General features: G+C 45.3%; 22 protein-coding genes. 7 read left to right on the forward strand and 15 right to left on the reverse strand.

Annotated features, from left to right (window positions below):
* The first annotated feature begins 9 nt into the window (after positions 1 to 9).
* Positions 10 to 867: a cobalamin-binding protein gene (locus HRR27_RS07515; RefSeq protein ID WP_173272414.1), complete on the forward strand. Its 858-nt coding sequence runs from the start codon at positions 10 to 12 to the stop codon at positions 865 to 867.
* Between the two features lie 18 nt (positions 868 to 885).
* Here the strand turns inward: HRR27_RS07515 and HRR27_RS07520 are convergent, their stop codons facing one another.
* The 6 genes from HRR27_RS07520 to HRR27_RS07545 all read right to left on the reverse strand — a co-directional run bounded on the left by HRR27_RS07520 (position 886) and on the right by HRR27_RS07545 (position 6,335).
* Positions 886 to 1,191 (reverse strand): DUF3817 domain-containing protein, encoded by a 306-nt coding sequence (locus HRR27_RS07520; protein WP_173272415.1) that lies wholly within the window; start codon positions 1,189 to 1,191, stop codon positions 886 to 888.
* Positions 1,192 to 1,317: 126 nt separating this feature from the next.
* Complete coding sequence (locus tag HRR27_RS07525; protein ID WP_173272417.1) at positions 1,318 to 1,524, reverse strand: hypothetical protein; 207 nt, start codon at positions 1,522 to 1,524, stop codon at positions 1,318 to 1,320.
* An 11-nt stretch (positions 1,525 to 1,535) separates the two neighbouring features.
* On the reverse strand, positions 1,536 to 2,306 hold the full coding sequence (kdsB, locus tag HRR27_RS07530; RefSeq protein WP_173272419.1) for a 3-deoxy-manno-octulosonate cytidylyltransferase: 771 nt from the start codon (positions 2,304 to 2,306) through the stop codon (positions 1,536 to 1,538).
* Between the two features lie 18 nt (positions 2,307 to 2,324).
* Complete coding sequence (locus tag HRR27_RS07535; RefSeq protein ID WP_173272421.1) at positions 2,325 to 2,525, reverse strand: Trm112 family protein; 201 nt, start codon at positions 2,523 to 2,525, stop codon at positions 2,325 to 2,327.
* A 75-nt stretch (positions 2,526 to 2,600) separates the two neighbouring features.
* Entirely contained in the window at positions 2,601 to 3,626 is a 1,026-nt protein-coding gene (gene lpxK, locus HRR27_RS07540) for a tetraacyldisaccharide 4'-kinase (RefSeq protein WP_173272423.1), read from the reverse strand.
* Positions 3,627 to 3,713: 87 nt separating this feature from the next.
* Positions 3,714 to 6,335, reverse strand: coding sequence for a DNA internalization-related competence protein ComEC/Rec2 (locus tag HRR27_RS07545; protein ID WP_173272425.1), 2,622 nt, complete (start codon positions 6,333 to 6,335; stop codon positions 3,714 to 3,716).
* On the opposite strand from HRR27_RS07545, the gene HRR27_RS07550 reads away from it, so the two are divergent.
* The gene (locus tag HRR27_RS07550) at positions 6,334 to 6,888 is read left to right on the forward strand and encodes a DUF2062 domain-containing protein (RefSeq protein ID WP_173272427.1); all 555 of its coding nucleotides are present in this window, start codon (positions 6,334 to 6,336) and stop codon (positions 6,886 to 6,888) included. The genes HRR27_RS07545 and HRR27_RS07550 overlap by 2 nt on opposite strands.
* Before the next feature lie 174 nt (positions 6,889 to 7,062).
* Here HRR27_RS07550 and HRR27_RS07555 read toward each other — a convergent pair whose 3' ends face one another.
* Both HRR27_RS07555 and HRR27_RS07560 read right to left on the reverse strand, forming a co-directional pair.
* Entirely contained in the window at positions 7,063 to 9,444 is a 2,382-nt protein-coding gene (locus HRR27_RS07555; RefSeq protein ID WP_173272429.1) for a Lon protease family protein, read from the reverse strand.
* A 203-nt stretch (positions 9,445 to 9,647) separates the two neighbouring features.
* Positions 9,648 to 10,865 (reverse strand): ammonium transporter, encoded by a 1,218-nt coding sequence (locus HRR27_RS07560; protein WP_173272431.1) that lies wholly within the window; start codon positions 10,863 to 10,865, stop codon positions 9,648 to 9,650.
* Positions 10,866 to 10,991: 126 nt separating this feature from the next.
* Between HRR27_RS07560 and HRR27_RS07565 the strand changes: the two genes are divergently transcribed.
* On the forward strand, positions 10,992 to 12,032 hold the full coding sequence (locus HRR27_RS07565) for a 1-aminocyclopropane-1-carboxylate deaminase/D-cysteine desulfhydrase (RefSeq protein ID WP_173272433.1): 1,041 nt from the start codon (positions 10,992 to 10,994) through the stop codon (positions 12,030 to 12,032).
* A gap of 1 nt (position 12,033) precedes the next feature.
* On the opposite strand, the gene HRR27_RS07570 is transcribed toward HRR27_RS07565, so the two are convergent.
* The 4 genes from HRR27_RS07570 to cobU are packed head-to-tail and all read right to left on the reverse strand — an operon-like array spanning position 12,034 to position 15,227.
* A complete protein-coding gene (locus tag HRR27_RS07570) occupies positions 12,034 to 12,897 on the reverse strand; it encodes an adenosylcobinamide-GDP ribazoletransferase (RefSeq protein WP_173272435.1) in 864 nt (287 codons plus the stop codon).
* The gene (locus HRR27_RS07575) at positions 12,894 to 13,481 is read right to left on the reverse strand and encodes a histidine phosphatase family protein (protein ID WP_173272437.1); all 588 of its coding nucleotides are present in this window, start codon (positions 13,479 to 13,481) and stop codon (positions 12,894 to 12,896) included. The genes HRR27_RS07570 and HRR27_RS07575 overlap by 4 nt, the downstream gene beginning before the upstream one ends.
* A complete protein-coding gene (locus HRR27_RS07580; RefSeq protein WP_243830809.1) occupies positions 13,468 to 14,616 on the reverse strand; it encodes a nicotinate-nucleotide--dimethylbenzimidazole phosphoribosyltransferase in 1,149 nt (382 codons plus the stop codon). The genes HRR27_RS07575 and HRR27_RS07580 overlap by 14 nt, the downstream gene beginning before the upstream one ends.
* Before the next feature lie 35 nt (positions 14,617 to 14,651).
* A complete protein-coding gene (gene cobU / locus HRR27_RS07585) occupies positions 14,652 to 15,227 on the reverse strand; it encodes a bifunctional adenosylcobinamide kinase/adenosylcobinamide-phosphate guanylyltransferase (RefSeq protein WP_173272439.1) in 576 nt (191 codons plus the stop codon).
* A 202-nt stretch (positions 15,228 to 15,429) separates the two neighbouring features.
* Between cobU and HRR27_RS07590 the strand changes: the two genes are divergently transcribed.
* From HRR27_RS07590 to greB, 3 genes are all read left to right on the forward strand, one after another.
* Complete coding sequence (locus HRR27_RS07590) at positions 15,430 to 16,566, forward strand: NAD(P)/FAD-dependent oxidoreductase (protein WP_173272441.1); 1,137 nt, start codon at positions 15,430 to 15,432, stop codon at positions 16,564 to 16,566.
* A gap of 112 nt (positions 16,567 to 16,678) precedes the next feature.
* Positions 16,679 to 17,299, forward strand: a complete 621-nt coding sequence (locus HRR27_RS07595) for a GDSL-type esterase/lipase family protein (RefSeq protein ID WP_173272443.1) — start codon at positions 16,679 to 16,681, stop codon at positions 17,297 to 17,299.
* A 34-nt stretch (positions 17,300 to 17,333) separates the two neighbouring features.
* On the forward strand, positions 17,334 to 17,810 hold the full coding sequence (greB, locus tag HRR27_RS07600; RefSeq protein WP_173272445.1) for a transcription elongation factor GreB: 477 nt from the start codon (positions 17,334 to 17,336) through the stop codon (positions 17,808 to 17,810).
* A 71-nt stretch (positions 17,811 to 17,881) separates the two neighbouring features.
* Here the strand turns inward: greB and HRR27_RS07605 are convergent, their stop codons facing one another.
* Together HRR27_RS07605 and HRR27_RS07610 are read right to left on the reverse strand one after the other, a co-directional pair.
* Positions 17,882 to 18,430 (reverse strand): hypothetical protein, encoded by a 549-nt coding sequence (locus HRR27_RS07605; RefSeq protein ID WP_173272447.1) that lies wholly within the window; start codon positions 18,428 to 18,430, stop codon positions 17,882 to 17,884.
* Between the two features lie 172 nt (positions 18,431 to 18,602).
* Positions 18,603 to 19,511, reverse strand: coding sequence for a bile acid:sodium symporter family protein (locus tag HRR27_RS07610; protein ID WP_243830810.1), 909 nt, complete (start codon positions 19,509 to 19,511; stop codon positions 18,603 to 18,605).
* 548 nt (positions 19,512 to 20,059) lie between these two features.
* On the opposite strand from HRR27_RS07610, the gene HRR27_RS07615 reads away from it, so the two are divergent.
* Positions 20,060 to 21,778, forward strand: a complete 1,719-nt coding sequence (locus HRR27_RS07615; protein WP_173272449.1) for a sensor domain-containing diguanylate cyclase — start codon at positions 20,060 to 20,062, stop codon at positions 21,776 to 21,778.
* Between the two features lie 59 nt (positions 21,779 to 21,837).
* Here the strand turns inward: HRR27_RS07615 and HRR27_RS07620 are convergent, their stop codons facing one another.
* The gene (locus HRR27_RS07620; RefSeq protein ID WP_173272451.1) at positions 21,838 to 22,248 is read right to left on the reverse strand and encodes a hypothetical protein; all 411 of its coding nucleotides are present in this window, start codon (positions 22,246 to 22,248) and stop codon (positions 21,838 to 21,840) included.
* Positions 22,249 to 22,310: the final 62 nt, after the last annotated feature.

Genomic DNA, 22,310 nt, shown 5'->3' on the forward strand with positions numbered 1-22,310 from the left:
GCCGCTATTTTGTCTTATCAAAAACACTTTACTCTTATCTTTACTTCATTGATTTTTCAGCTTTTATTCATCCATTTCGCACACGCTGAAACACCGGCACAACGTATTATCACTCTCGCCCCCCATCTCACCGAAATGGTTTACAGCGCTGGTGCAGGGGAAAAATTGGTCGGCGTGGTCAATTATTCAGATTATCCAGCAGAGGCAAAAAGCAAACCTATTGTCGGCAGTTATAACGCCATTAATATCGAACGGATTGTTGAACTCAAGCCCGACTTGGTTTTAAGCTGGCGCTCAGGAAACCGCCTACAGGATTACCAACGCTTAGAACAGCTCCAACAGAAACTTGGGTTTAGGTTAATTGAATCAGAAATCAACACACTGGACGATATTCCAGCGCTGATTCGTCAAATTGGCATCTTAGCAGGGAGCGCCACAAAAGCGAATGCCGAAGCACATGAATTACAGACACAACTGACCCAGTTACGCCAGCAGTTTGCCACCGCAAAACCGGTCACAGTGTTTTATCAAATCTGGAACAACCCTTTGATTACCATGGGAAAAAATCAGTTCATCAGCCAAGGTATTGAATTATGCGGTGGACGCAATATTTTTGAAGATTTAGGTAGTCTCACCGGACAAGTAGCGGTGGAAACCGTATTAATTCGAGATCCAGAAGTGATTTTATTGGGCGGAACTCGCGCGATGCAACAAGATTGGTTGCAGACTTGGCAGGCATTTGGCACCCTACAAGCGGTACAAAACAACACCATATTTTTACTTAATAACGATTTGTACCAACGTTCAAGTGCCCGCTTTATTCGCGCTTTGCCTGCTCTATGCGCGCAGATTGGACAAGCGCGCTAAGCAATATTAAGCCGCAGCTTAAGCAAACTCGACCCGATTTTTAAGCATTTTTGCTTTAAAAACAAAAGTGCCTACCGGAATCAAAGACGCGACAAATCCAGTCAGGGTTGTCAAAAAGCCAAGGTGTCCACGAAATGCGTGACTCAACAACACTGCGTTAAACACAATAAACAACACGCCATGCGCTGGGCCAATAATCTTCACCGCCTCCGGAATACCCATCATGTATTTCAATGGCATCGCGACTAAAAGTAGCAATAACAACGAAGTCCCTTCTAATAAAGCGACCAGTTTAAGCAGTGAAAAATTTGGAGTTGTTTGCATAATGTTGCCTTCAGCGCGAGCCTTGTTAAAAATAATCTAACCATTATCGAGAGATTGCGGTAAATACCAAGCGATAAAGCTGAAGAAAGAATGGATAAATATTCTTAATATAGCAAGACGCAGTCTTTAAACGTCTCCACCACGCAACACATAGTAAAGCAGATAGCCGCCATAAATCACCAACAAAACAATGCTCAAAATGGTTACCGGACGCAACCCTTGCTGCGCTTCGATTTTATAACCTTGCGCCTCTAGCTTACGCTGCCGCACTTTGTGCTTTATCAGCCAGAAAAAGAAATAGATAATCGCAAGCAGAGTCAGATATTTCAGCATAATCTCAGCCGTTACAATTCGGCTTGCAGCAAGTGCCGAACACGCGCCAAATCGTCTGCAGTGTCAACGCCAACGCCCGCATCCATCAAAGCATCCAACACCAAAATTGGTTCACCATGCCACAACACACGCAACTGCTCCAATTTTTCGACCTGTTCAAGCTGACATTCCGGCCACTGCACATAGCGTTTTACGAAACCGGCACGGTAGGCATAGAGACCGATATGGCGTCGATACAATCCTAAGGCGCTGACCGGAAGCTGTTCACGAGTGTGCGCAAATTCATCTCGCGCCCACGGTATTGGCGCCCGGGAAAACGTTAAGGCGATATTGTTGGCATTGCAACTTACTTTAACGGTGTTGGGATTAAATAAAGCAGCAGCGTCTTCAATTGGTTCGCACAAAGTAGACATTGGAATTTGCGGATTGTCTTGCAACCCCTGTGCCACTTGATGAATCAACTCTGGCGGTAACATCGGCTCATCGCCCTGCACATTCACAATAATCTGTTCATCCGCAATTAAGCTCAACTCAATCACCTCTGCAATGCGTTCGGTGCCCGATTGATGATGGTCACCAGTCAAACAGACTTCCGCGCCAAACGCGTGACAAGCGTCGGCCACCTCTTGCGATTCTGTGGCAATAATAATCCGACTCGCCCCCGACTTTTTAGCTTGTTGCCAAGTCCAATACACCATCGGATAACCGTGAATCTCCATCAGTGGTTTACGCGGCAAACGACTGGAATGTAGACGGGCTGGAATAATCACAACAAATGACATACTTTTCCTCAGCAATATTTAAGCTTTATGTTTATGGAAAGCGTCCGCTTCCTCGGCACTAATGGCACGCGCCTCGTCTTCCAATAAAATTGGAATGCCGTCACGAATCGGATACGCAAGATGGGCCGAGGTTGAAATTAACTCTTGTTTCTCTTTATCAAAAATCAATTTGGTTTTGCTCACAGGGCAAACTAAAATTTCCAGAAGTTTCGGATCCATACTGTTCTCTCAACTAGGGTCTATAAAGATTGGTTATTCGGCGCACTTAACAAGCCGTTCTCAGCGATGCGGGATTTAATTTTGTAATTTTTGCAGTATCAACGTCATTAACTCTGGCGCCACTATGGTTTCGACTTCCAGCGCCCAAAAGTTTTTTGCCTGTCGCTGCTGAGCAAACGCTTGGCATTTTACCGCATCTTTCGCCGTCATAATCAGCGGTTTATCGCCCACAAACCCTTGCAACTGGGTTTCGGTATAGGCGTGATGATCGGCCAAAGGCTGAGTATCTTGTTCAGCCACATAGGGCTGCAACGTATCAAAAAAACGTTGTGGATTACCGATGCCGGCAATGCTGCTCACCGCCGAATCAGAAAAATAATCCACCGCTTGCGTCATCTGCGGGCTATGCAGATTACGGAAAACGCTTGGGCGTAACTCCATCGCAAACCTGGGCGGTAACTCTCCCGCAAAACGGCGCCGCCACTTTTGACTTAATTCCAGCTGATTTCCACCATTTATCACCACCGCATCGACATTCGACAGACGCCCTAAAGGTTCTCGCAAAGGACCGGCAGGCAGACAATATTGATTACCAAACTGGCGTTGCGCATCCACCACAACTATTTCAATATCTCTTGCCATAGCGTAATGCTGTAATCCGTCATCGCTGATAATCACATCGCAGGCTTGTCGGTTTTCAATTAACGCAATCGCCTCCGCGCGTTTAGGCGACACCGCCACCGGAACTTGCAGCGTTTGCGCCAATAACAGCGGTTCATCACCCACAAGACGTGCATCGCTTTCCGCATCCACCCACTGCGGCCATTGACTCGCTTGCCCACCATAACCACGGCTCACAATCCCCACCTGCAACCCTTGCTGTTGGAGTGCTTTTGTCAACCAGATAATCAACGGCGTTTTTCCACTGCCCCCCACCACCAGATTACCGACCACAATCACTTTGGCCGCACTGATACGCGCTGGCGGCGTGCGTTGAAACTTATTTAAACGGCGGAGTGCTTCCCACGCCACCAGTTTGGATAAAGGCCATAACAGCCGCGCTTGCCAATTTTTTTTCGTCCAAAATGTCGGCCAGCTCACTGGCTCTCCTTTATTCGCGAGTTCATTAGATAAGGCGTTAGAAATTTTGATTAGCCTATGCAAAAGCCGATTAATGCGACAAGCATTCTATTTTATGTCCTGTTTGCAGCGCTGATAATACCATTTTGAACGGGCTTTGCGAGTCTCTTGGCGCATTTCAATCTTCTGTGGCGTAAGATTCAACTGCATGGCTCCGGAACAAGCGGTATTCCATAAGCGCGCCTCGGGCGTATTGAGCGCAATGCGTTGCAACACCGCTTGATTCGGAAAGTCAAAGTGATTTTGATAAGCCGCCGAAAACAAAATGATGGAGGGTGCAACGGCTTGTAAAAAGGCCGCACTACTCGAATTACGGCTACCATGGTGTCCGGCTAATAGAACATCGGCCTGTAAACTATGGGGCGCCGCAGACAAAGCGGCAATTAAAGCCGCTTCGCCTTTGGAACCCAAATCTCCGGTAATTAAAACCGAGTGCTGACTGACCGATTCCTGCGTCGTAATTTTTAAAACACAAGAAAAATCATTGTCATTATTAATTCGTGCAAAATCCGATGCAGACGGTGCAAGTACTTCAAAACGCACACCATCCCATAACCAATTTTGACCTTGCACACATTGCTGAATGTACGGTGCCTTGGGCACTTGCGTGGCTAGCTTTTGTGGCTGACCGGACAGCAGTTTATGCACCCTTAAATCGCTAAGTAAATCCCCTAGGCCGCCGGCGTGATCGTTATCGCTATGGCTAATCATCAGCAAATCCACTGGAGGACTTCCTTGTCGTTGCCAATAAGGAATAATCGAAAATTGCGCCGCCGACATCGAACCCCATTTGGGGCCAGCATCATAAATCATACGGTGGTTCGCCGTTTCGATGCTTAAAGCCAACCCCTGACCCACATCAAACAGCGTAAGCCGAAAAGTGCCATAAGCCGGAGCTTGCCAGGTTTTAAAACTGCCGAACATCATCAAACAAGCGAAAATCGTCACCAATCCAAACGCCGTAGACGCTCTCGGTCGACTCGACTTAAGACTTTGCCACCATTTAAAAGATGCAAACACGAGTACATAAACCGAAACTAACCAAATCACACTCTGTTGGGTAAAACCACTGTTCACTGACAATTCGGCTTCAGCTGCGGCTAAAGTGTTTAGATAACGCCACAATCCATGCCATAAAAAGTCGTTTAGCGGCAATAACCAAACAAACAACGCATCCCAAACCAAAGCACTTAACGCACTGATAAACAACAGCGGCAGCGCCACAAAACTGACCAGTGGTATCGCCAACAGATTGGCAAAGAAAGAAAATAACGGAACATAGGAAAACTGCCATATCAATAAGGGCGCTAACCCAAGAGTTAACACCAACTGCATAATGAATAACTGCTGCCACCAAGCCCGCCCTTTAAGCCATGGCAAACTCAAAAATATCAAAGCGACCGCCCCAAACGACAACCAAAATCCCGGCGCTAAAACCGCGCGTGAATCAATCAATAACACCGTAAAAACCGCTAAGGCTAAGGCGCTCCAAGGTTGAAATTTTCGCCGAATCAGCATGAACAAAATAAAGGCCATCACCATAATCCAAGCGCGCTGAGTTGGAATCGCCATACCTGAAATCAATAGGTAGCCACTGGCCAAAAGCGCCGCGCCAAAAGCACTAAACATAGGCAAATTAATCGCTTCTAAGCGATAGGCACCTAGCCACCAAATAGCACTAAAAAGCGCTGCACCGAGTGCGGCCATAATCGCCAAATGCAACCCCGAAATCGCCATTAAATGGCTTGTGCCAGTTTGTTGAAACAAGCGCCAATCGTCAGCAGTCATCTGATTTCGCTCGCCTAACAAAAGGGCTTGATAAATCCGCCAAAATTGCGCGTTCGCAAAAGCATCTTGCCAGCGCGATTGCAAGGCGCTTCGCCAAATACGCCAATCCCAATAAGAAGCATCGGCTAACTTAACCGCAAATACAGTTTTATTAGAAAGCGCATCGCCTTCGGGAAATACCACGTTGGTATAAAATGTTTGCGCTGTTCGTCTAATGGCTTGGTAAGAATCTGGCGCGTAGCTGGGTAAATAGCCTTTAGCCTGAATACCCTGCTGAAAGAGATAGGTTTCATGATCATTATTAAACGGGTTCTGCGATGCCACTGGCGCTTTGAGTTTGACGGCTAATAACCAAGTTTCACCGCTATTTAACACTGGCATTTGCTCGGGCAAAAGATACAAAGAAAGTTGGACTTTGGGTTTAAGCCAAGTCGTTTGATAGTGTATTTTAGGAACTTGTTGACCGGATGCACTAGCAGGCAAATACACTTTCTGCAACGCCACATAGGATTTTTGACGTAACTGTCGTTCATCTAGCGTTCTTGAAGTACTGCTATTGAGTACCTGCACTTCGAGCAAAATGTGTTGATTTAGCACATCTGGAGGTAAATTTTGTGTGAAATAACTCTGCCCTCCAGCCCATGCCCAGCCTATAATAGCGCCCACAAATAGATTACTTAATTTTATGGCCCATGGCGTCGATTGTATTCCCTTTAAGAATCGAATCGGTGTAGGATATAAAACCTGCCAAAAAAGCATGTAAACGAGCAGCACAAAAACGACCGCAAGCGTAAGCATCGCCGCCGTTTCGCTGGGGCGATTATCCAATTGATAGTAATAGCTAATCGCAAAAAGCCAACCGATAACAAAATAGTGAAACATGCCTAAAAAGCTTATAAAACGCTATCTCCCAACCCCAGAAAAAATCAAAAATCTCAAAGGTTTAGGATGGCTTGGCAGTTGGTTGCACAACCCCAATATCTGGCACTTGCATCGCCATTCCGTCGCCAAAGCCTTTTTAATTGGCTTGTTCTTTATGGCGATTCCAATTCCGTCACAGATGATTTTTGCCGCTCTATTTGCTGTCGCCTTTCGTGCCAACTTGCCGTTAAGCGTCGCTTTAGTCTGGATATCCAACCCTTTAACCATGGCGCCGATTTTCTATTTCAACTATGAAATTGGCGCTTTGATTTTAGGCCATGCGGTCGATCCAAACCTACACTTTGAACTCAGTTGGCATTGGCTAACCAACGTACTCGGCGAACTTTGGAAACCACTCTATTTAGGCAGCGTTGTTGTTGGCTTAGTACTCGGCGTCGTCGCGTATTTTGCCATTCACATTATCTGGCGCTTGCACGTCATCAAACGCTGGCAAGAGCGCTGCGTCAGAAAACGTTTACAAAAAATCGCTAAACAACAGCAAAAAAAACCATAAACCTTTACTTTTTAAACTCTAAACCCTTAACTTATTGCCGTCTAATCAATTCTATCAATCGGACTAAACTACCGATTGCAGTTAATCGTTTTTTGCGCCATTTTCATGACCCGAAAAAAAAGCCCGATTAAATCCAATCGGGCTTATAGGGACTTGCGCTAAGGTGTCTTCGCCTTAACTGTCGTCTTTCTCGTTCATTTTCTCAAGTGCTTGGGCGACAAGGCAATTCGCTTCCTCAGGCTGTTTGCCACTCAAAATTCCAAAAGCCTCATCAATATGCTTAATGGTATAAATCGAGAATTTCCCCTCGGCAACCGCTTGGCGAACTTGCTGGTTAAGCATCAAATGGCTGGCATTGGATTGCGGAATAATCACGCCTTGATGGCCAGTTAAACCACGCATTGCGCAAATTTTATAGAAACCTTCAATTTTTTCATTAACACCACCAATCGGCTGAACCTCGCCAAATTGATTAATGGATCCGGTAATCGCAATATCCTGGCGCATTGGCAATTCCGCAATGGATGACAACAGTGCCAACAGCTCTGCTGAAGATGCCGAATCGCCTTCCACGCCGTTATACGACTGCTCCATCACAATTGACCCACTAAAGCCCATCGCTTTGCGTTTCATAAAACGGCCACGCATATAACCCGACAAAATCAACATACCTTTGGAGTGAATCGGTCCAGCCATATCAACTTCACGTTCAATATCCACCACCCCTTCATCCCCTGGTGAGGCTTGTGCGGTAATCCGTACTGGTTGTCCGAAAGACTGGCGGCCAACGGTTAAAACGGTCAAACCATTAACCATCCCAATATGCGTCCCCTCGGTGGAAATTAAGACTTGCTGGTCGGTAATCGCACGGTGGTAGTACTCTTCCATCAACCCAGTATGAAAATCACGCTGTTCAATGGTTTTTTCAATCACTTCTCGGTCAACCACACCCTTATCACTGGCACGCGCAAACGCATTCGCTTCCGCCAAGACATCGCGCAATATCGCTTTATTGGTATAAAGACGATTTTCATCTTCTGCCATACGTGATGCATATTCAATCAAGCGTTCATAGGCGCTAATGTCGATATCCAAATCATTCCAGTCGTCAATTTCCGAAGCCAACTGTCTGGCTAATGCCAGCTCATGCTCTTGAGTACGGTTTAACTCCGCCTCAAATTCCACCTGTACTTTAAAGAGTCGGCTAAATTGCGCGTCTAACTCTTGCAACGCATAAAAATGCGCCGCTTGACCAAGCAGAACCAACGTCACACTAAGCGGAAAATCCGGCAGATGATAAGGCACAACCGCACTGGACGATGGCACTTCAAAACTGATTTTCTTACTCATTAAAGCGGCTTTTAAATGCGACCAAATTTCCGGTTCTTTTAGAACCGATTGAATATTTAGTAATAAATAACCGCCGTTGGCTTGCTGCAATAAACCCGCTTGGTGATTCATCGCCAAACTGACCGGGTCCGTCGCCGAAGCGGCAGCAGAGTTAATCGCATAACCAAACAGTTTTGGCATGGTCGCGTTCTGTTCATAAATAATTGGTGCGTGTTTTAAACCACGATGATTTACCAATAAATTCACCTCAAAGCGCGACATTCCTTGCTGTTCACTGATCATCTCATCCAAGGTGTTAGCCACTGACGAAGAAGAATCTGAAGTGACCTGATCAGAACTCTGATCCCAGAAAAGATGCAACTTACCAATCACCGCATTCGCCAAATCATCCAAATATTTACAGATTTCAGGACTTTTACCAAATTCCATTTTTAAGGTCTGCAACATCGGTTCCATATGGTCTTTAGCAAACTTGGTGTTCATCCGTTTGCCTTCGTCCATAAACTCGTGTTGCATCGCAGGGAAATGGGTCAATGCCGAATTAAGCGCTTCTTCAACCTCTTGAAATGCCTGCTCAAAATGCTTTTGAACCGAGCTTTCCATACTTTTCAGTTCGCTACTGCGATAGCGCTTGCCCTCAATAATCGCGGTGAGCATAAAACTGTTTTCGTTTTGCGCGATATCAATGCTTCGTTCTTCAGCAATCGCATAAGCCTCTTCCAACTTAGCCTGCTGTTTATCAGCCAATTTGGCTTCCAACTGCTGGGTTTTTAACTGATAAGTGTGACCATCAAACAAAATCGGTAGCTGGGTTTTAAGTGATGAGATAAAGCGTTCTATTTCCGCCTTAAACGCATACCCTTGGCCCGCATCAAGATACAAATATTGAGTCTTATTTGGCTCTGAAAAATCTGAAACCAACAACAAATCTTGCGGAATTTCACGTTGCCGAGCCATTTTCTTAAGCATCGCTTTGGTCATTCCAATGCGCCCAACGCCCGGCTCACCCATAATAAAAATATGGTTATGATTGCGTTTTAAGTGCAAGCCAAAATTTAATGACTGATAAGCGCGCGGATGAAAATGTTGCATAAACTGCAAAATATTTTTTTCGCGGGACGTTTCATTGGATTCATTCGGTAACGAAAATTGTTCGGTATTCAGGTGGGTATATCGGTAAAGCTTAGAAGCAGAAAGTTTTTCCATGGGGTATCTTTATATCGAATGTGCCGACAAGAACAGCAGTTAAAGTAAGGGCGCCAACCAAAGTTGAATATCACACCTACTTTTTCCACCAATGCACAAAATGGTGAACTCTATCAATTGACTGCCAAAATTTTAGCATGTAATCCAAAAAAAAACCCACTTCGCAGTGGGTTTACGCGACTATCGCAATAGAAATCGGCCAGTTAAAATTCATCTTTTGGCGGATTAGCGTGGGTTTTATGGTACACCAAATCGGCTCCACGATACTGCTCATCTTCATCCATTGTCATAGGGGATAGTTTATTGATTACCCAATAAACAATAAAACCGCCAATAAACGCAATACTCACGCCAAGTAGTACACCGATAATCTGTGACATTAAAGCGACTCCGCCCAGACCACCTAATGCGGTCGAACCAAAAATACCCGCCGCAATCGCCCCCCACATTCCGCACAAACCGTGCAGTGGCCAGACACCGAGAACGTCATCAATTTTGAGATTACGCTGTGTCCAAGTAAAGGCTTTAACAAACAGCGCGCCAGCCACCAAACCAATCACCAAAGCACCCAGTGGATTGACGACATCGGAACCGGCACAGATGGCGACCAAACCGGCCAGCGGACCATTGTGCACGAAGCCCGGATCCTTATCGGAAATAAAGGTTGCCGCCAAGATGCCACCGACCATAGCCATCAGAGAGTTCATTGCGACCAGACCTTGAATGCCTTCCACCGCTTGTGCAGACATGACGTTAAAGCCAAACCAGCCGACAGCTAGAATCCACGAACCTAAGGCTAAAAATGGAATACTCGAAGGCGGATAAACATGACGAATGCTTCCATCGCGGTTATAGCGATTATGTCGCGCACCAATCACAATAATCGCCGCTAAAGCAATCCATCCACCCACAGCGTGAACCACTATCGAGCCAGCAAAATCATGGAATCCCGCACCAAACTGGTTTTCTAGCCACGCTTGCAGCCCAAAATTGCCATTCCATGTAATCCCCTCGAAAAGAGGATAAACCAAAGCAACCGTAAAAAAAGTCGCAGCAAGTACCGGGTAAAAACGCGCCCGTTCGGCAATACCACCAGACACAATGGCAGGAATCGCCGCTGCGAAAGTCATTAAAAAGAAAAACTTAACCAGGTCATAACCGGAATTTTCGGTCATCGCTTGCATCAATTGGCCATCAATATTGAAGCCTAAAAACACCCCGTATGCGATACCGTAACCAACGAAAAAATACGCAACGGTTGACACCGCTAAATCACTCATAATTTTGACCAAGGCATTAACTTGGTTTTTATGCTGTACCGTACCTACTTCTAAAAACGCGAAACCGGCGTGCATAAACAACACCAAAATCGCTCCAAGTAGAATAAACAGTACATCCAAACTGGTCGTAAGTTGTTCCATTTATGCAAATCCTAAGAGTATCCAATTGTTCAATTTCATCGAGTATTCAGTTATTCTGTTTTCTTTACTCGCCAATGCAAGCGACAAAACCCGCTTACAAATTGGGAATAATTTTAGCAGAAACTCATGCCGTTTAAACAACTAACTACGCCTTTGCAAGCCCTACATCACCCACTATTTGAAGCGCAAAAACTACAAGTCTGGATGAAACGTGAAGAACAGAATAACGCGTTAATTCAAGGCAATAAGCTCTATAAACTAGAACTTAACTTAACAGAACACCTTAAATCTGATAAAAAAATTCTATTAACTTTTGGTGGTGCTTACTCCAACCATTTGGCTGCCACTGCGGCGGCCTGTCATCTTCTTAAGACTCCAGTGATTGGTATAGTTCGCGCTGCCGAATTGGCAAACAACCCAGCAAAATGGAGTCACACACTAAACCACTGCAAGCAAAACGGCATGCAGTTAATGTTTGTTAGCCGCGCCGATTATCGCTTAAAAGAACACCCCAACTTTATAGAACACTTGTTAGAAAAAGACGGTGCGCAATTGAGCCAAGCTCAATACCACGCTTTGCAGCATGCTTGGCAGCAAAAGCAGATTACCATCTTACCTGAAGGTGGCTCGAATGATTTAGCTGTACGCGGCTTTGCGCCACTGACTGCGGAATTACAACAACAATGCCCAGACTGGAGCGACCTATTTTGCGCCGTTGGCACAGGAGCGACCTTGGCCGGTTTGGTAGCCAACAGCGAATACCGCGCAGAACGAACTCTGTATGGCGTCGCCGTGTTACAGCAAAGCGAGCATCTATGGCCGCAAATTAACGATTGGATTCTGCGCAATCAAACCTCGAAAACCACCAATAACTGGCAGCTTCTAAACCAATACCACCATGGTGGATATGCAAAAAAATCTGAACAACTTCAACACTTTATTAAGAAAACTTGGCAAGAAATCAACACTGAAAAAGCAATTCCGATTGAACCGATATACACCGCTAAAGCGTTTTACGCTTTTTGGCAAAAACTGATGGCCGGTGACTTTCGTGCCGGCGCAAAGATTATTCTATTGCACAGTGGAGGATTACAAGGCCTTGGCCCAGATGCTGCCCCTTGTAATCCCGCGCTCGAGTCAATAGAGACGGGTTCTGTGGCGCCTTAGATTAGACAAGCGTTCGCAACAGGGCAACCAGCGCAAATAACAAAAGCAATTCGCTCATCTCAATACTCATACCCAGTAAATCGCCATTCACCCCTTGCAGCAATCGCATCGCAAAACGGCGCATCCACCACCAAGCCACAAACATCAGGACAATCAACAACAAAGCAGCAGTCATCGATAGCGCATAAGCCAACCACAAAGATAACAACAGCGCACTACTCAAATAAACAATAACAACCCTACTCGACAAGGCAGCAAACAATTGTTGATGCGGTACCGATTGGGTCGCACAAGGACAGGTTTTTACCAACAATAACGGCATAATTCGGGCGACAAAAGGCAGTAACCCTAACAAACCCAAAGCGAAAATTTGCCATCTCAGCGTCTCTTGTTCGGCCAGCCAAACAAAAACCGAACTTAATGCGAGCCATTTACCTAACAACAGCAAACTCAGCGCAACCGCACCGCCTGTGCCAACCCGACTATCATGCATAATCTGTTGCGCTTTCTGCGGATTGGCAATCGTCCCTAGCGCGGCATCGGCCGCATCCGCCAAACCATCTAAATGCAACGCACCACTGAGCCAGACCGTCCAAACTAACACAACAAACGCCCACTCATGCGGACCTAACAGATGCCAAACGGAAATTTTTGGCCAAAATACTTGCAACACTTCAGGCAGGGCGACAAACAGCAACAGACTCAAGCCGGAAAACACCAAACCAACCAGCGGCAAATACCCAAGTAAACGTTGTTGGCGACGTGCGCTATAAACCGCAAATGGCAGTGGCAGCCGGCTAAAAAACTGCAACGCCAGTAACAACCCCATAAACCACTCACGAGACCCGTGCCAAAACCGTTTCATGACAGCTTAACCTGAGCGATTTCGACCAACTGAGTAAAATACCCTTGCGAGGTTTTCTGAACGTCCAATCGAATCCGAGCCGCATAACCTATTTTTAAATTAAACAATGACTTGTTTGGAAAACCTAAAATTTTTTTTAACAACACACGCTGTACACCGGAATGGCTAAATAGCAATATCGACTCGACGGGTAAACCGCAGAGATACAACCATCCAGCCGCGATGCGTTTTTCAAAATCGACCAAGGATTCGCTGTTGGGAATGACATCGGCAAATGGATTTTGTAAATAAAGTTCCAGACGCTCAGCATCGGTCTGCTGCACCGCTTGAAAACTCAAACCGTCCCAATCACCAAAATCTCTTTCAGCAAAGGCCTCCAGCACCTGTACATCGGGATAATGTGCACGCGCGAAATGCAGGTTGCGTTGTGCTGGCGCACTAAACACCAAATCGGCCGGAACGACATCACTCAACGCTTGACGCATTTGCTGCTCGCCCAACGCCGTTAAAGGCGAATCGCAACGACCACGTAAAAAAGCGCTATCAGCACATTCGCCATGCCGCACAATATCAATGAGCACCACTGACCTCGGCTTGTTCAAATGTGGCCATCTGATTGTGTAACGCACAAGCTTGTTGCAACAACGGAATGACCAGCGCTGCGCCAGAAGCCTCGCCCAAACGCATCTCAAAATTCAGCATCGGAGTCACGCCTAATGCTTCTAAAATCACTGCATGTGCCGGCTCGACCGATTGATGCGCAAAGAAGCACCATTCTGTAATCCGAGGCAGAGAGCCGCAAGTGCAGAAAAGCGTTTCCGGCAGCGAATATTTACCTAACTCCATCATCTGCTCCACCGAAGTACAGCCTGCCAGTTGGTCATTGCGGGCGATAAAATCGGCTACCCAAACCGCGACTGAGGCGATGACGCCATCAACGACCATTGGCATACCAAGCTGCGCACCACGTAAATAAGCACCGGTCATCGCGGCAATTTCAAAACCACCTAAGTATTGCAAAACACGTAATGGCGATGTTAAGTGCGCTTGGTGAAGTTCAATCGCTTGCTCAATAGATTGCACTTTCTGTTTTTTCTGACGAAAACCGATGCCAGTACCCTCCCCGACCAAAGCCGACACACTTTGGCCACTTAATACCGCAGTGATTGCACTCGCTGCGGTGGTATTGCCTATGCCCATTTCCCCACAGATAAACAGATCCGCACCGCTCTGCTTTGCACGATTAACGGCATCTGCACCAACTTGCAAAGCTTGCAACAGCTGTGCTTGACTCATCGCCGGCTGCTCTAAAAAATTTTGCGTACCGGCCGCAACGCGAGCACTCACTAAATGAGCTAAGGGAGCTACGTCTTGAATCACCCCCACATCCACCACTTCAAAATTCGCATGTGCAAAACAGGCTAAGACATTAATTGCCGCGCCACCGCGACAAAAGTTTTTCACCATCTCTTGAGTCACGACTTGTGGAAAAGCCGATACGCCAGTTGCGGCAATTCCGTGGTCGGCAGCAAACACACTCACCCATGGCTGTTTGATTTGCGGATTGGCCGTACCCTGCATTCCAGCAAGACGTACAGCAATCTCTTCCAACAATCCTAAAGCGCCTTGCGGCTTGGTTAAAATCGCTTGTCGCGCATAGGCGTCCAGTTGAGTTTGCTCATCAGGCTGGCAAACAGATGCAAAAAATTCTTGGGTCACAATCAATCCTTTAACGTGAATTTAAAATACGCCGCTTATTTTAACCGCATGGGCAAGCCAGCAGTAACAAAGTTGACCGCTTCGACGCGTTGCGCCACCGCTTGATGCAAACGCCCTAGTTCATCAACAAATTCACGGCTTAATTTACCCATTGGCACCACCCCCAAGCCGACTTCATTGCTGACAACAATGAGTTTCAAATTCGTGCTTTCCAGATAATCCAAAAAGGCATGTGTCTGCGCTTCACGGCAATCGGCTTCGATAAGGTTAAGCATCCACAAAGTTAAACAGTCCAGTAACACCGCCGTTTTTTTGGATGACGTTGCCGCAAATTGCTCAACTTCTTGCAATGCCTTAGCTAAATAAAGCGGCTCCTCAAGCGTCTGCCAGTTAGAAGGACGTTGCAGCTGATGTTGCGCGATACGCTGTAACATTTCTGTGTCCGTCTGGCCATCGGCTTGCTGCAAAGGGTAAGTACGCGGGGCGGTTGCCAAATAATAAACTACGCCATCATTTTGCGCTTGCCATGCACACATTTGCTTTTCGGCATAGGCGCTTTTACCGGAACGCGCACCACCAAGAATCAAGTGCGTTTGTACTTGCTGTGTCATGTTTAATCTATTCCCTGCAATGCTCGTCAAAAAACACCGCTCATTCTAAAGCATTCAGCCGAACCTAAACCGCGCAATAACATTTTTAAAAACGCGTGATTAATTATTTTTAAAACAAGTCATAATTTATTTAAATAACCAGATTAATATTTTTAATTTAAACTGTTTTTATTACTTCCCCACTTTAAACAGAGATTTTTCCATGTCCACACATCCTAAAATAACCGTTCTCGGCAGTGGTTTTGCCGCCTTGACCGCGGTTAAACAACTTCGTAAAAAAAATCCTTTAGCGCAGATCACGGTCATTTCACCGTCTGCAGAGTTTATCTACCTGCCCAGTCTTATTTGGATTCCGGCCGGATTGCGAAACGCCGTCGATTTGCGGGTCGACTTAGGCTCTTTTTTTCGCAAAAATCGAATTCAACATATTGCTGCACAGGTGACCGGCATATCAGCAGATGGCCGTGAAGTACATACTGATAATGGAACCTATGCCAATGACGGACTGATTATCGCTTCCGGCGGACGCTTTATGAAAAAACTGCCCGGAATCGAACACGCCATTACTCCGTGTGAAGGGATTGCCGCGGCCGAAAAGATTCGTGATCGCTTAGCGCAAATGGAAGGTGGCACCATTGCAATCGGGTTTGGCGGCAATCCGCAAGAGCCATCGGCAATGCGCGGAGGGCCAATGTTTGAATTTCTATTTGGTATAGACACACTTTTACGCCAACAAGGCAGACGCGATAAATTTAAACTTGTTTTCTTTAATCCAGCATCGGAACCAGGCAAACGTCTGGGTGAAAACGTGCCCCACAACATCTTGCGGATGATGCTAAAACAGAACATTGAAACGCGTTTGGGACAAAAAATACTTGGTTTTGAAGCCAACCTAGTGAAAACTGAAAATGCGCAATTTGGCGCCGATTTAATTCTATTTATGCCGGGTATGACTGGCCCAGCATGGCTGCCACAAAGTAGCTTACCGCAATCTCCAGGTGGTATGATTGTTGCCAACATGTTTGCGCAAGTTACTGAAATGTCAAAAGTTTATGTCGCTGGCGACGCGGGCAGCTTCCCCGGCCCGGATTGGCAAGCTAAACAGGCGCACGCCGCAGACCTACAAGCGAAAACGGCGGCAGACAATCTCACTAAAGAACTCAACGGACAAAGCGACTTTGTTGAGTTTAAACACGAGCTGGTCTGCATTATTGACACCCTAAGCCACGGCATTTTTATCAAGCGCAGCGCTAAAGGTACAACGCTACTGCCACCTTGTCGACTATTTCACTGGGCGAAGCGAATTTTCGAAGGCTGGTATTTACGCCAATATCGCTAATCAAATAGGCCGACATGATAACCAACTGACGACGGACTGGGGAATTTGTCAAAGCCGTGATTTTCTTGAATAATAGAACTCTTTATTCAACAGTCAACGCGGTCACTTAACCATGTTCAGCACCCTCTTCCGTCTCGTTGTCATCAGCTTACTTTTGCTGTTAAGCGCTTGTTCACGCCCACCGCTTTCTCCTCTGCCTCTCGATGCACAAATCGTCGCTTTTGGCGACAGCTTGACCGCCGGTTATGGCGTCTCGCAAGCGCAAGCTTACCCTGCAATTTTGGCAGAACTTTCTGGTCGGAACGTGTTAAATCTTGGGGTTTCCGGCGAAACCACCGCTGAAGGTTTGACGCGCTTAACCGCCCTGTTGCAAGACTCTTCCACGCGTATTGATTTGCTGATTTTGTTTGAAGGCGGTAATGATATTCTACAAAACAAACCAGTTACGCAAACCGAAGCCAATTTGGCGCAAATGCTCAGTTTGCTAGAAAACAGACAAATTCCGGTTTTATTGATTGGGGTACCAGAAAAAAAACTCTTTTCTGACAGTGCGCCGTTTTATCAAACCCTGGCGCAGCGATTTTCCATTCCGCTTGAAGACGAAATTGTCAGCGATATTATGCTACGCCCCTCCCTAAAGTCTGATTATGTGCATTTTAATCAGCAAGGCTATCGTGTATTAGCGGAAGCCATTTATCAAAAATTAGTCGCGAGCGGCGCTTTAGCCGATTAGAATGCCTGTTTCTTAACCAACCGATGCAACCACGATGAAAAGCCACTTAATTACCAAACAAGGTTTTATCAAACTCCAACAAGAGCTCGACCAACTGTGGCGCAAAGAGCGCCCAGAAGTGACGAAAATTGTTGCTTGGGCAGCCAGCTTGGGAGACCGTTCGGAAAACGCTGATTATCAATATAATAAAAAGAGATTGCGCGAAATTGACCGTCGAGTCCGCTTCTTGCGCAAGACACTTGAGAGCATCACCATTGTCGAATATCACCCTCAACAAGAAGGCAAAATCTTTTTCGGCGCCTGGGTCGATTTAGAAGATATAGACGGCAATTCTCTGCGATTTCGGATTGTTGGACCAGAAGAAATTTATGGTGTAGAAAACTACATTTCGGTCGATTCCCCAATGGCACGAGCTTGCCTGCAAAAAAGCATGGATGACGAGGTCATCGTGCCGATTCCCGCCGGCAAAAAACATTGGTATGTCATCAACATCACTTACGAAAAACCGTAAATGCCGAGCGACGAACCCTGACAATCCGATATCGATCAAAGTGGCGTCGATAAAATAGATTTCAACCGCAACTAATAACGCTCGATTGTCGGATACCATTCAGCGCTTTCCGCCTGACTAAACAAATCTTTAAATTCATCCAGCATCTGCTTATCCCACTGTTGCTCTTTGGCTTGATCACATCCACCTTTTTGCGCTAACACACGACTGAACTGATGCTCAAAATCCACTTTGTAACTGCGGTAATCTGAAGCAATATAGGTATCGATGTAATTGTTGACGCTGGTCGAATATTTGGTGATGAATAACCGATTCACCTGACTGAAATACTTGGCCACACTGCGCCCACGGCAACGCTTACCATAAGCGTCATTTAATAAGGCCGATTTCACCAAATTAGAATGTAACACCACTTGTGGATCTTGGGTGTTTTCACTGGCTAATGCGGTGCTAGGCATCGCACTCAATGCAGCCTGCAAGGCAGTTTTTTCGGGTATTTGATCCGCCATAAGCGGCGCTGAAAAACTCAAGACGGCAACCATTCCACCAACCGCAAAAAGGTGTTTGCTAAGGCGAACTGCGCTGGCGGTAAAGGGAGCTTGGGTAGCACTTTGATTCATCCGTTATAAAACCTTTGTAAGACTTGCCTTAAGATAACACAGTACAAATTCCCATTGATTTTAGCGCGGGATTGGTCTGAATTTTCTTAAATAAAGTGTTGAAATCTACGCTATTTGCGTCATTATCACTGCTTAATATATTCGTTTTAATCGTTTTTCAATGTAAACTTCGTTATTTGTCTTTACGCTGCCAATAAGCAGCAAATAAAATTCCAGATAGATTATGCCACAAACTGAACAAGGCGCCGGGTAAGGCACTGGCGGCACTAAAATACTTCAAGGCTAATGCCACACTTAGTCCGGAATTTTGCATCGCAACTTCAATGGCCACGGTACGCGCTACCACCGAATCATACCCCAACCAGCGACTCAAGGCATAACCGGCAGCCAAACCACCCAAATTGTGCAATATCACCGCTAAGACGAGTAACAGACTCAAAGCAGATAAATTGGTTTGATTTAGAGCCACAACAATCGCAATAATCAAGGCAATCGCCAAAATTGCGAAATACGGTAAAACAGGGCTAAACAAAGTCACCGATTGACTGGCAAAATGGCGTAAAAGCATCCCTAAGACAATTGGCACAAGCACGATTTTAAGCAAGCTCAACAGCATTCCTAATGCGGGTATATCAATGCTATTTTGCAAATACAACCAAGTAATCCAAGGCATTAAGAGTACCGCTAACAAAGTAGAAAAGAGTGTCATCGAGACAGATAACGCGACACTACCACCAGCCAGATAGGTCATCACATTCGACGCCGTACCTCCAGCCGTTGCACCGACTAAAATCATGCCAATTAACCACTCTTGCGGAAGTTGAAAGGTGAACGCCAATACAAAAGCCAATAAAGGCATCCAGACAAACTGTAATACAACAGCCCAAAAAACCAGCTTGCGCAGTAACCAAGCCTGCTTAAAATCACGCCATGACAAGGTTAAGCCCATGAAAAACATAATCAACATCAGTAAGGGGACAATCCAAGACTTAAGGCTCACCAACCAATCTGCAGCGACAAGTCCTAGCAAGGCGCCACTGATTGCCAATAATGGGAAAAGGAAAAAATTAACGGATTGCACTGTGTGTAGCCTGTCATTTATTAACAATTAGAACCCATTGTAACAACTGTCTCGCAAGGGAGACACAGAACAAGCCCCATTAACTTCAAAGCAGGATGGCAAGGCGCAAACTCTAATCTTGCTTCTAGCTTCTTTACTTAGTGACTAAGGAAATCAACGTGAAATTAATGTCGGTTAATTATTGCCGTAAATTAACCCCATCTTTTGTGAATACATTACCGTTTGCTCATCATTAGTCCTATACTTTTCCTTAGCAAGCTCAGACACGCCCAAATGAGATTAAACAACGCAAAATTTAGGTAAACGGAGTAATCAGGGTTATTAAGTTGAGACCCGTGACACCTAGGGAGACACAGAATAAGTCCAAATGGCTGGGCATTTCGAAGCAAGCCTAGAATTTGCACCTTGCAAGGCCCCGCTTAAATCAATGGGGACTTATTCTATGTCTCTTTAGGCACTTGTGCCTAAGCTCATTTTTTGCAAAGCGTTTATCGAACTTATTTTGGCTTCCCTTACTTAATTAACCAGCAAATTGCTAGGCTTACAAAATGCGTGTATTAAGAAAACAAAAATTCGAAAACATTAGTTTCAAGTACCAAATCCTGCTGTTTTCATTTATTTTCTTGTTGATTATGGGTGTCATCGCGGCCAATTTTTCCAGCTGGTACATTGGACAGAGCAAGCAAGAGTTTGCCAGCAATTTGGCACGTGAAAGCCTATCCCTGCAAATTTATCAAAACGAAATCAGTAAAGAATACGATTCCGTGATTGCGGATTTAAATATTCTAGGCAGCTTGCCATTACTTGAATCGACAGAAAGCCCCATTGAAAACGCGCAAATAAAAAATAAACTACAAAAAATTTACCTAAAATTTGCGGAAATGCGCCAACGATATCACCAAATTCGCTATCTAGACAATGACGGTAACGAAGTGATTCGTATCAACTACGAAAACGGGATTGCTACAACCGTAGCAGATAACGAGTTACAACCTAAACAAGATCGCTACTATGTTAAGGAGATTAACCAACTCGAGTCTGGACAAATTTATGTGTCACCTTTTGACTTAAATATCGAATATAACGTCATAGAAGCGCCATTTCGTCCGATGATACGGCTGGGTAAACGCTTATTTGACAAAAACAATATGCCTCAAGGGATGCTCATCATCAATTACGAAGGCAAATTTGTCTTAGATCTTTTGGAACACCAACACAGCGTTATTGAAGAAGACTCAAAACTAATGCTACTCAATAAAGACGGCTACTGGTTAAAAGCCAGTAAACCAGAATTTGAGTGGGGTTTTATGTTTGAACGCAAAAAAGAACTTACCTATAAGGTGCTCTATCCAGATGTTTGGCAAGCGATACAAAAAAGCACCTCCGGGCAATATGAAAATGCCAATGGTCTCTATACTTTCTTAAAATTTGATCCTTTACGCCCCTCTCAACTCAGTAAAGAGAACATGAGCAATCAGCAAACGCTCATAACCACAAAAGAGAACAAAAGTGCCACCTGGATTTTGATTAGCTATTTACCTAAAGAAAACTACTACCATTCAACCCATGAAACCTTACAGCAAAATTCACCCTATTTCGTCCTGCTCATCCTCAGCAGCTTTGTGGTCGCCTATTTATTAGCCCGTAATCAATTGGAACGTCAAAAACTGATTAACCGGAATCATTTCCTTGCCAATCATGACACCCTAACCGGCTTATATAATCGCGCCATACTCGACCATCAATTACCGAAGAAACTTCTTGAGGCGACGCAAACGAATCAATCCTGCTGTATTTACTATCTGGATTTAGACAACTTCAAACCAATTAACGATACTTATGGTCATAACGTTGGTGATGAGGTGCTTAAATTGGTGGCTCTGCGTTTGCAAGGAATCAGTCGTGAAGACGATGACCTAGTGATTCGTTTAGGCGGCGATGAAATTCTCATTATTATCTGCGGTTTAAATTCCGATTTACAACGCAGTCAATATGGCATCAAACTGCTCAATCTATTTAAAAGTTCATTACACGTTAACCAAAATAGCTTAAGAGTCAGTGCATCTATCGGATGTGCCACTTATCCGCGAGACTCGAGCGATCTCGACAAGCTAATTAATATGGCCGATGCGGCACTCTATTACGCCAAAAAAGAGCGTAAGGGATCGCTAAAAATGTTCTCCGAACTATCCGACGACATGAAAGAAAAAATTGCCAAATCAGACCCTGTTCTGCCACAACAAGAACCTTCGGAAAGGTCAGAGTAAGTCAAATTTCTTCTGTACCTAAGGCCATTTCGACTTATTCTGTATTTTCTGTATTGCCCCTAGAGTTCGTCTGACGTTGAAAGCGCCCCAAAGGCGGTTAAATCAAACACTAAATTGCGATTGGTCTGCAACGTAAAACGGACTTTATCCCTAAAATCACCTTGTTCGAAGTGACCTAAACAGGCTTGAGAAAGAATCCATTGATATTCAAAATGCATCACATAATCCTCACCGCCCAACCATTCAACCGACCGCACTTGCATCCCTTTTTGGTAATGGGCTGCGGCACTGATATAACCCAAATCACGAATTAATTTTCGGTCAATCCATTCGATATGTTGCTGGATAAAATCGGCTAAAAATTGGCAAGATGAGCTTCTCGAAGACGATTGAGAGAGTTCTTGTAGCTCCTGTTGGCTTAAGCACGCTACATGGCCTGCCGGCAGAGCAATCGGAAAAGTATATTTCATATTAGTATGATGGGGTAAAGATGATTAATTAACAGGAATTAAATGGCATTAACTCTAAACCA

The sequence above is a fragment of the Thiosulfatimonas sediminis genome (genome assembly GCF_011398355.1).
Taxonomy (GTDB): Bacteria; Pseudomonadota; Gammaproteobacteria; order Thiomicrospirales; family Thiomicrospiraceae; genus Thiomicrorhabdus; species Thiomicrorhabdus sediminis_A.

What these genes read in the sequence shown, in the direction of transcription:
- HRR27_RS07520 (WP_173272415.1), bottom strand. Translation starts at nt 1,191, where the DNA reads ATGCAAACAACTCCAAATTTTTCACTGCTTAAACTGGTCGCTTTATTA.
- HRR27_RS07525 (WP_173272417.1), bottom strand. Translation starts at nt 1,524, where the DNA reads ATGCTGAAATATCTGACTCTGCTTGCGATTATCTATTTCTTTTTCTGG.
- kdsB (WP_173272419.1), bottom strand. Translation starts at nt 2,306, where the DNA reads ATGTCATTTGTTGTGATTATTCCAGCCCGTCTACATTCCAGTCGTTTG.
- HRR27_RS07535 (WP_173272421.1), bottom strand. Translation starts at nt 2,525, where the DNA reads ATGGATCCGAAACTTCTGGAAATTTTAGTTTGCCCTGTGAGCAAAACC.
- HRR27_RS07550 (WP_173272427.1), top strand. Translation starts at nt 6,334, where the DNA reads ATGCCTAAAAAGCTTATAAAACGCTATCTCCCAACCCCAGAAAAAATC.
- HRR27_RS07545 (WP_173272425.1), bottom strand. Translation starts at nt 6,335, where the DNA reads ATGTTTCACTATTTTGTTATCGGTTGGCTTTTTGCGATTAGCTATTAC.
- HRR27_RS07555 (WP_173272429.1), bottom strand. Translation starts at nt 9,444, where the DNA reads ATGGAAAAACTTTCTGCTTCTAAGCTTTACCGATATACCCACCTGAAT.
- HRR27_RS07560 (WP_173272431.1), bottom strand. Translation starts at nt 10,865, where the DNA reads ATGGAACAACTTACGACCAGTTTGGATGTACTGTTTATTCTACTTGGA.
- HRR27_RS07565 (WP_173272433.1), top strand. Translation starts at nt 10,992, where the DNA reads ATGCCGTTTAAACAACTAACTACGCCTTTGCAAGCCCTACATCACCCA.
- HRR27_RS07570 (WP_173272435.1), bottom strand. Translation starts at nt 12,897, where the DNA reads ATGAAACGGTTTTGGCACGGGTCTCGTGAGTGGTTTATGGGGTTGTTA.
- cobU (WP_173272439.1), bottom strand. Translation starts at nt 15,227, where the DNA reads ATGACACAGCAAGTACAAACGCACTTGATTCTTGGTGGTGCGCGTTCC.
- HRR27_RS07590 (WP_173272441.1), top strand. Translation starts at nt 15,430, where the DNA reads ATGTCCACACATCCTAAAATAACCGTTCTCGGCAGTGGTTTTGCCGCC.
- HRR27_RS07595 (WP_173272443.1), top strand. Translation starts at nt 16,679, where the DNA reads ATGTTCAGCACCCTCTTCCGTCTCGTTGTCATCAGCTTACTTTTGCTG.
- greB (WP_173272445.1), top strand. Translation starts at nt 17,334, where the DNA reads ATGAAAAGCCACTTAATTACCAAACAAGGTTTTATCAAACTCCAACAA.
- HRR27_RS07605 (WP_173272447.1), bottom strand. Translation starts at nt 18,430, where the DNA reads ATGAATCAAAGTGCTACCCAAGCTCCCTTTACCGCCAGCGCAGTTCGC.
- HRR27_RS07615 (WP_173272449.1), top strand. Translation starts at nt 20,060, where the DNA reads ATGCGTGTATTAAGAAAACAAAAATTCGAAAACATTAGTTTCAAGTAC.
- HRR27_RS07620 (WP_173272451.1), bottom strand. Translation starts at nt 22,248, where the DNA reads ATGAAATATACTTTTCCGATTGCTCTGCCGGCAGGCCATGTAGCGTGC.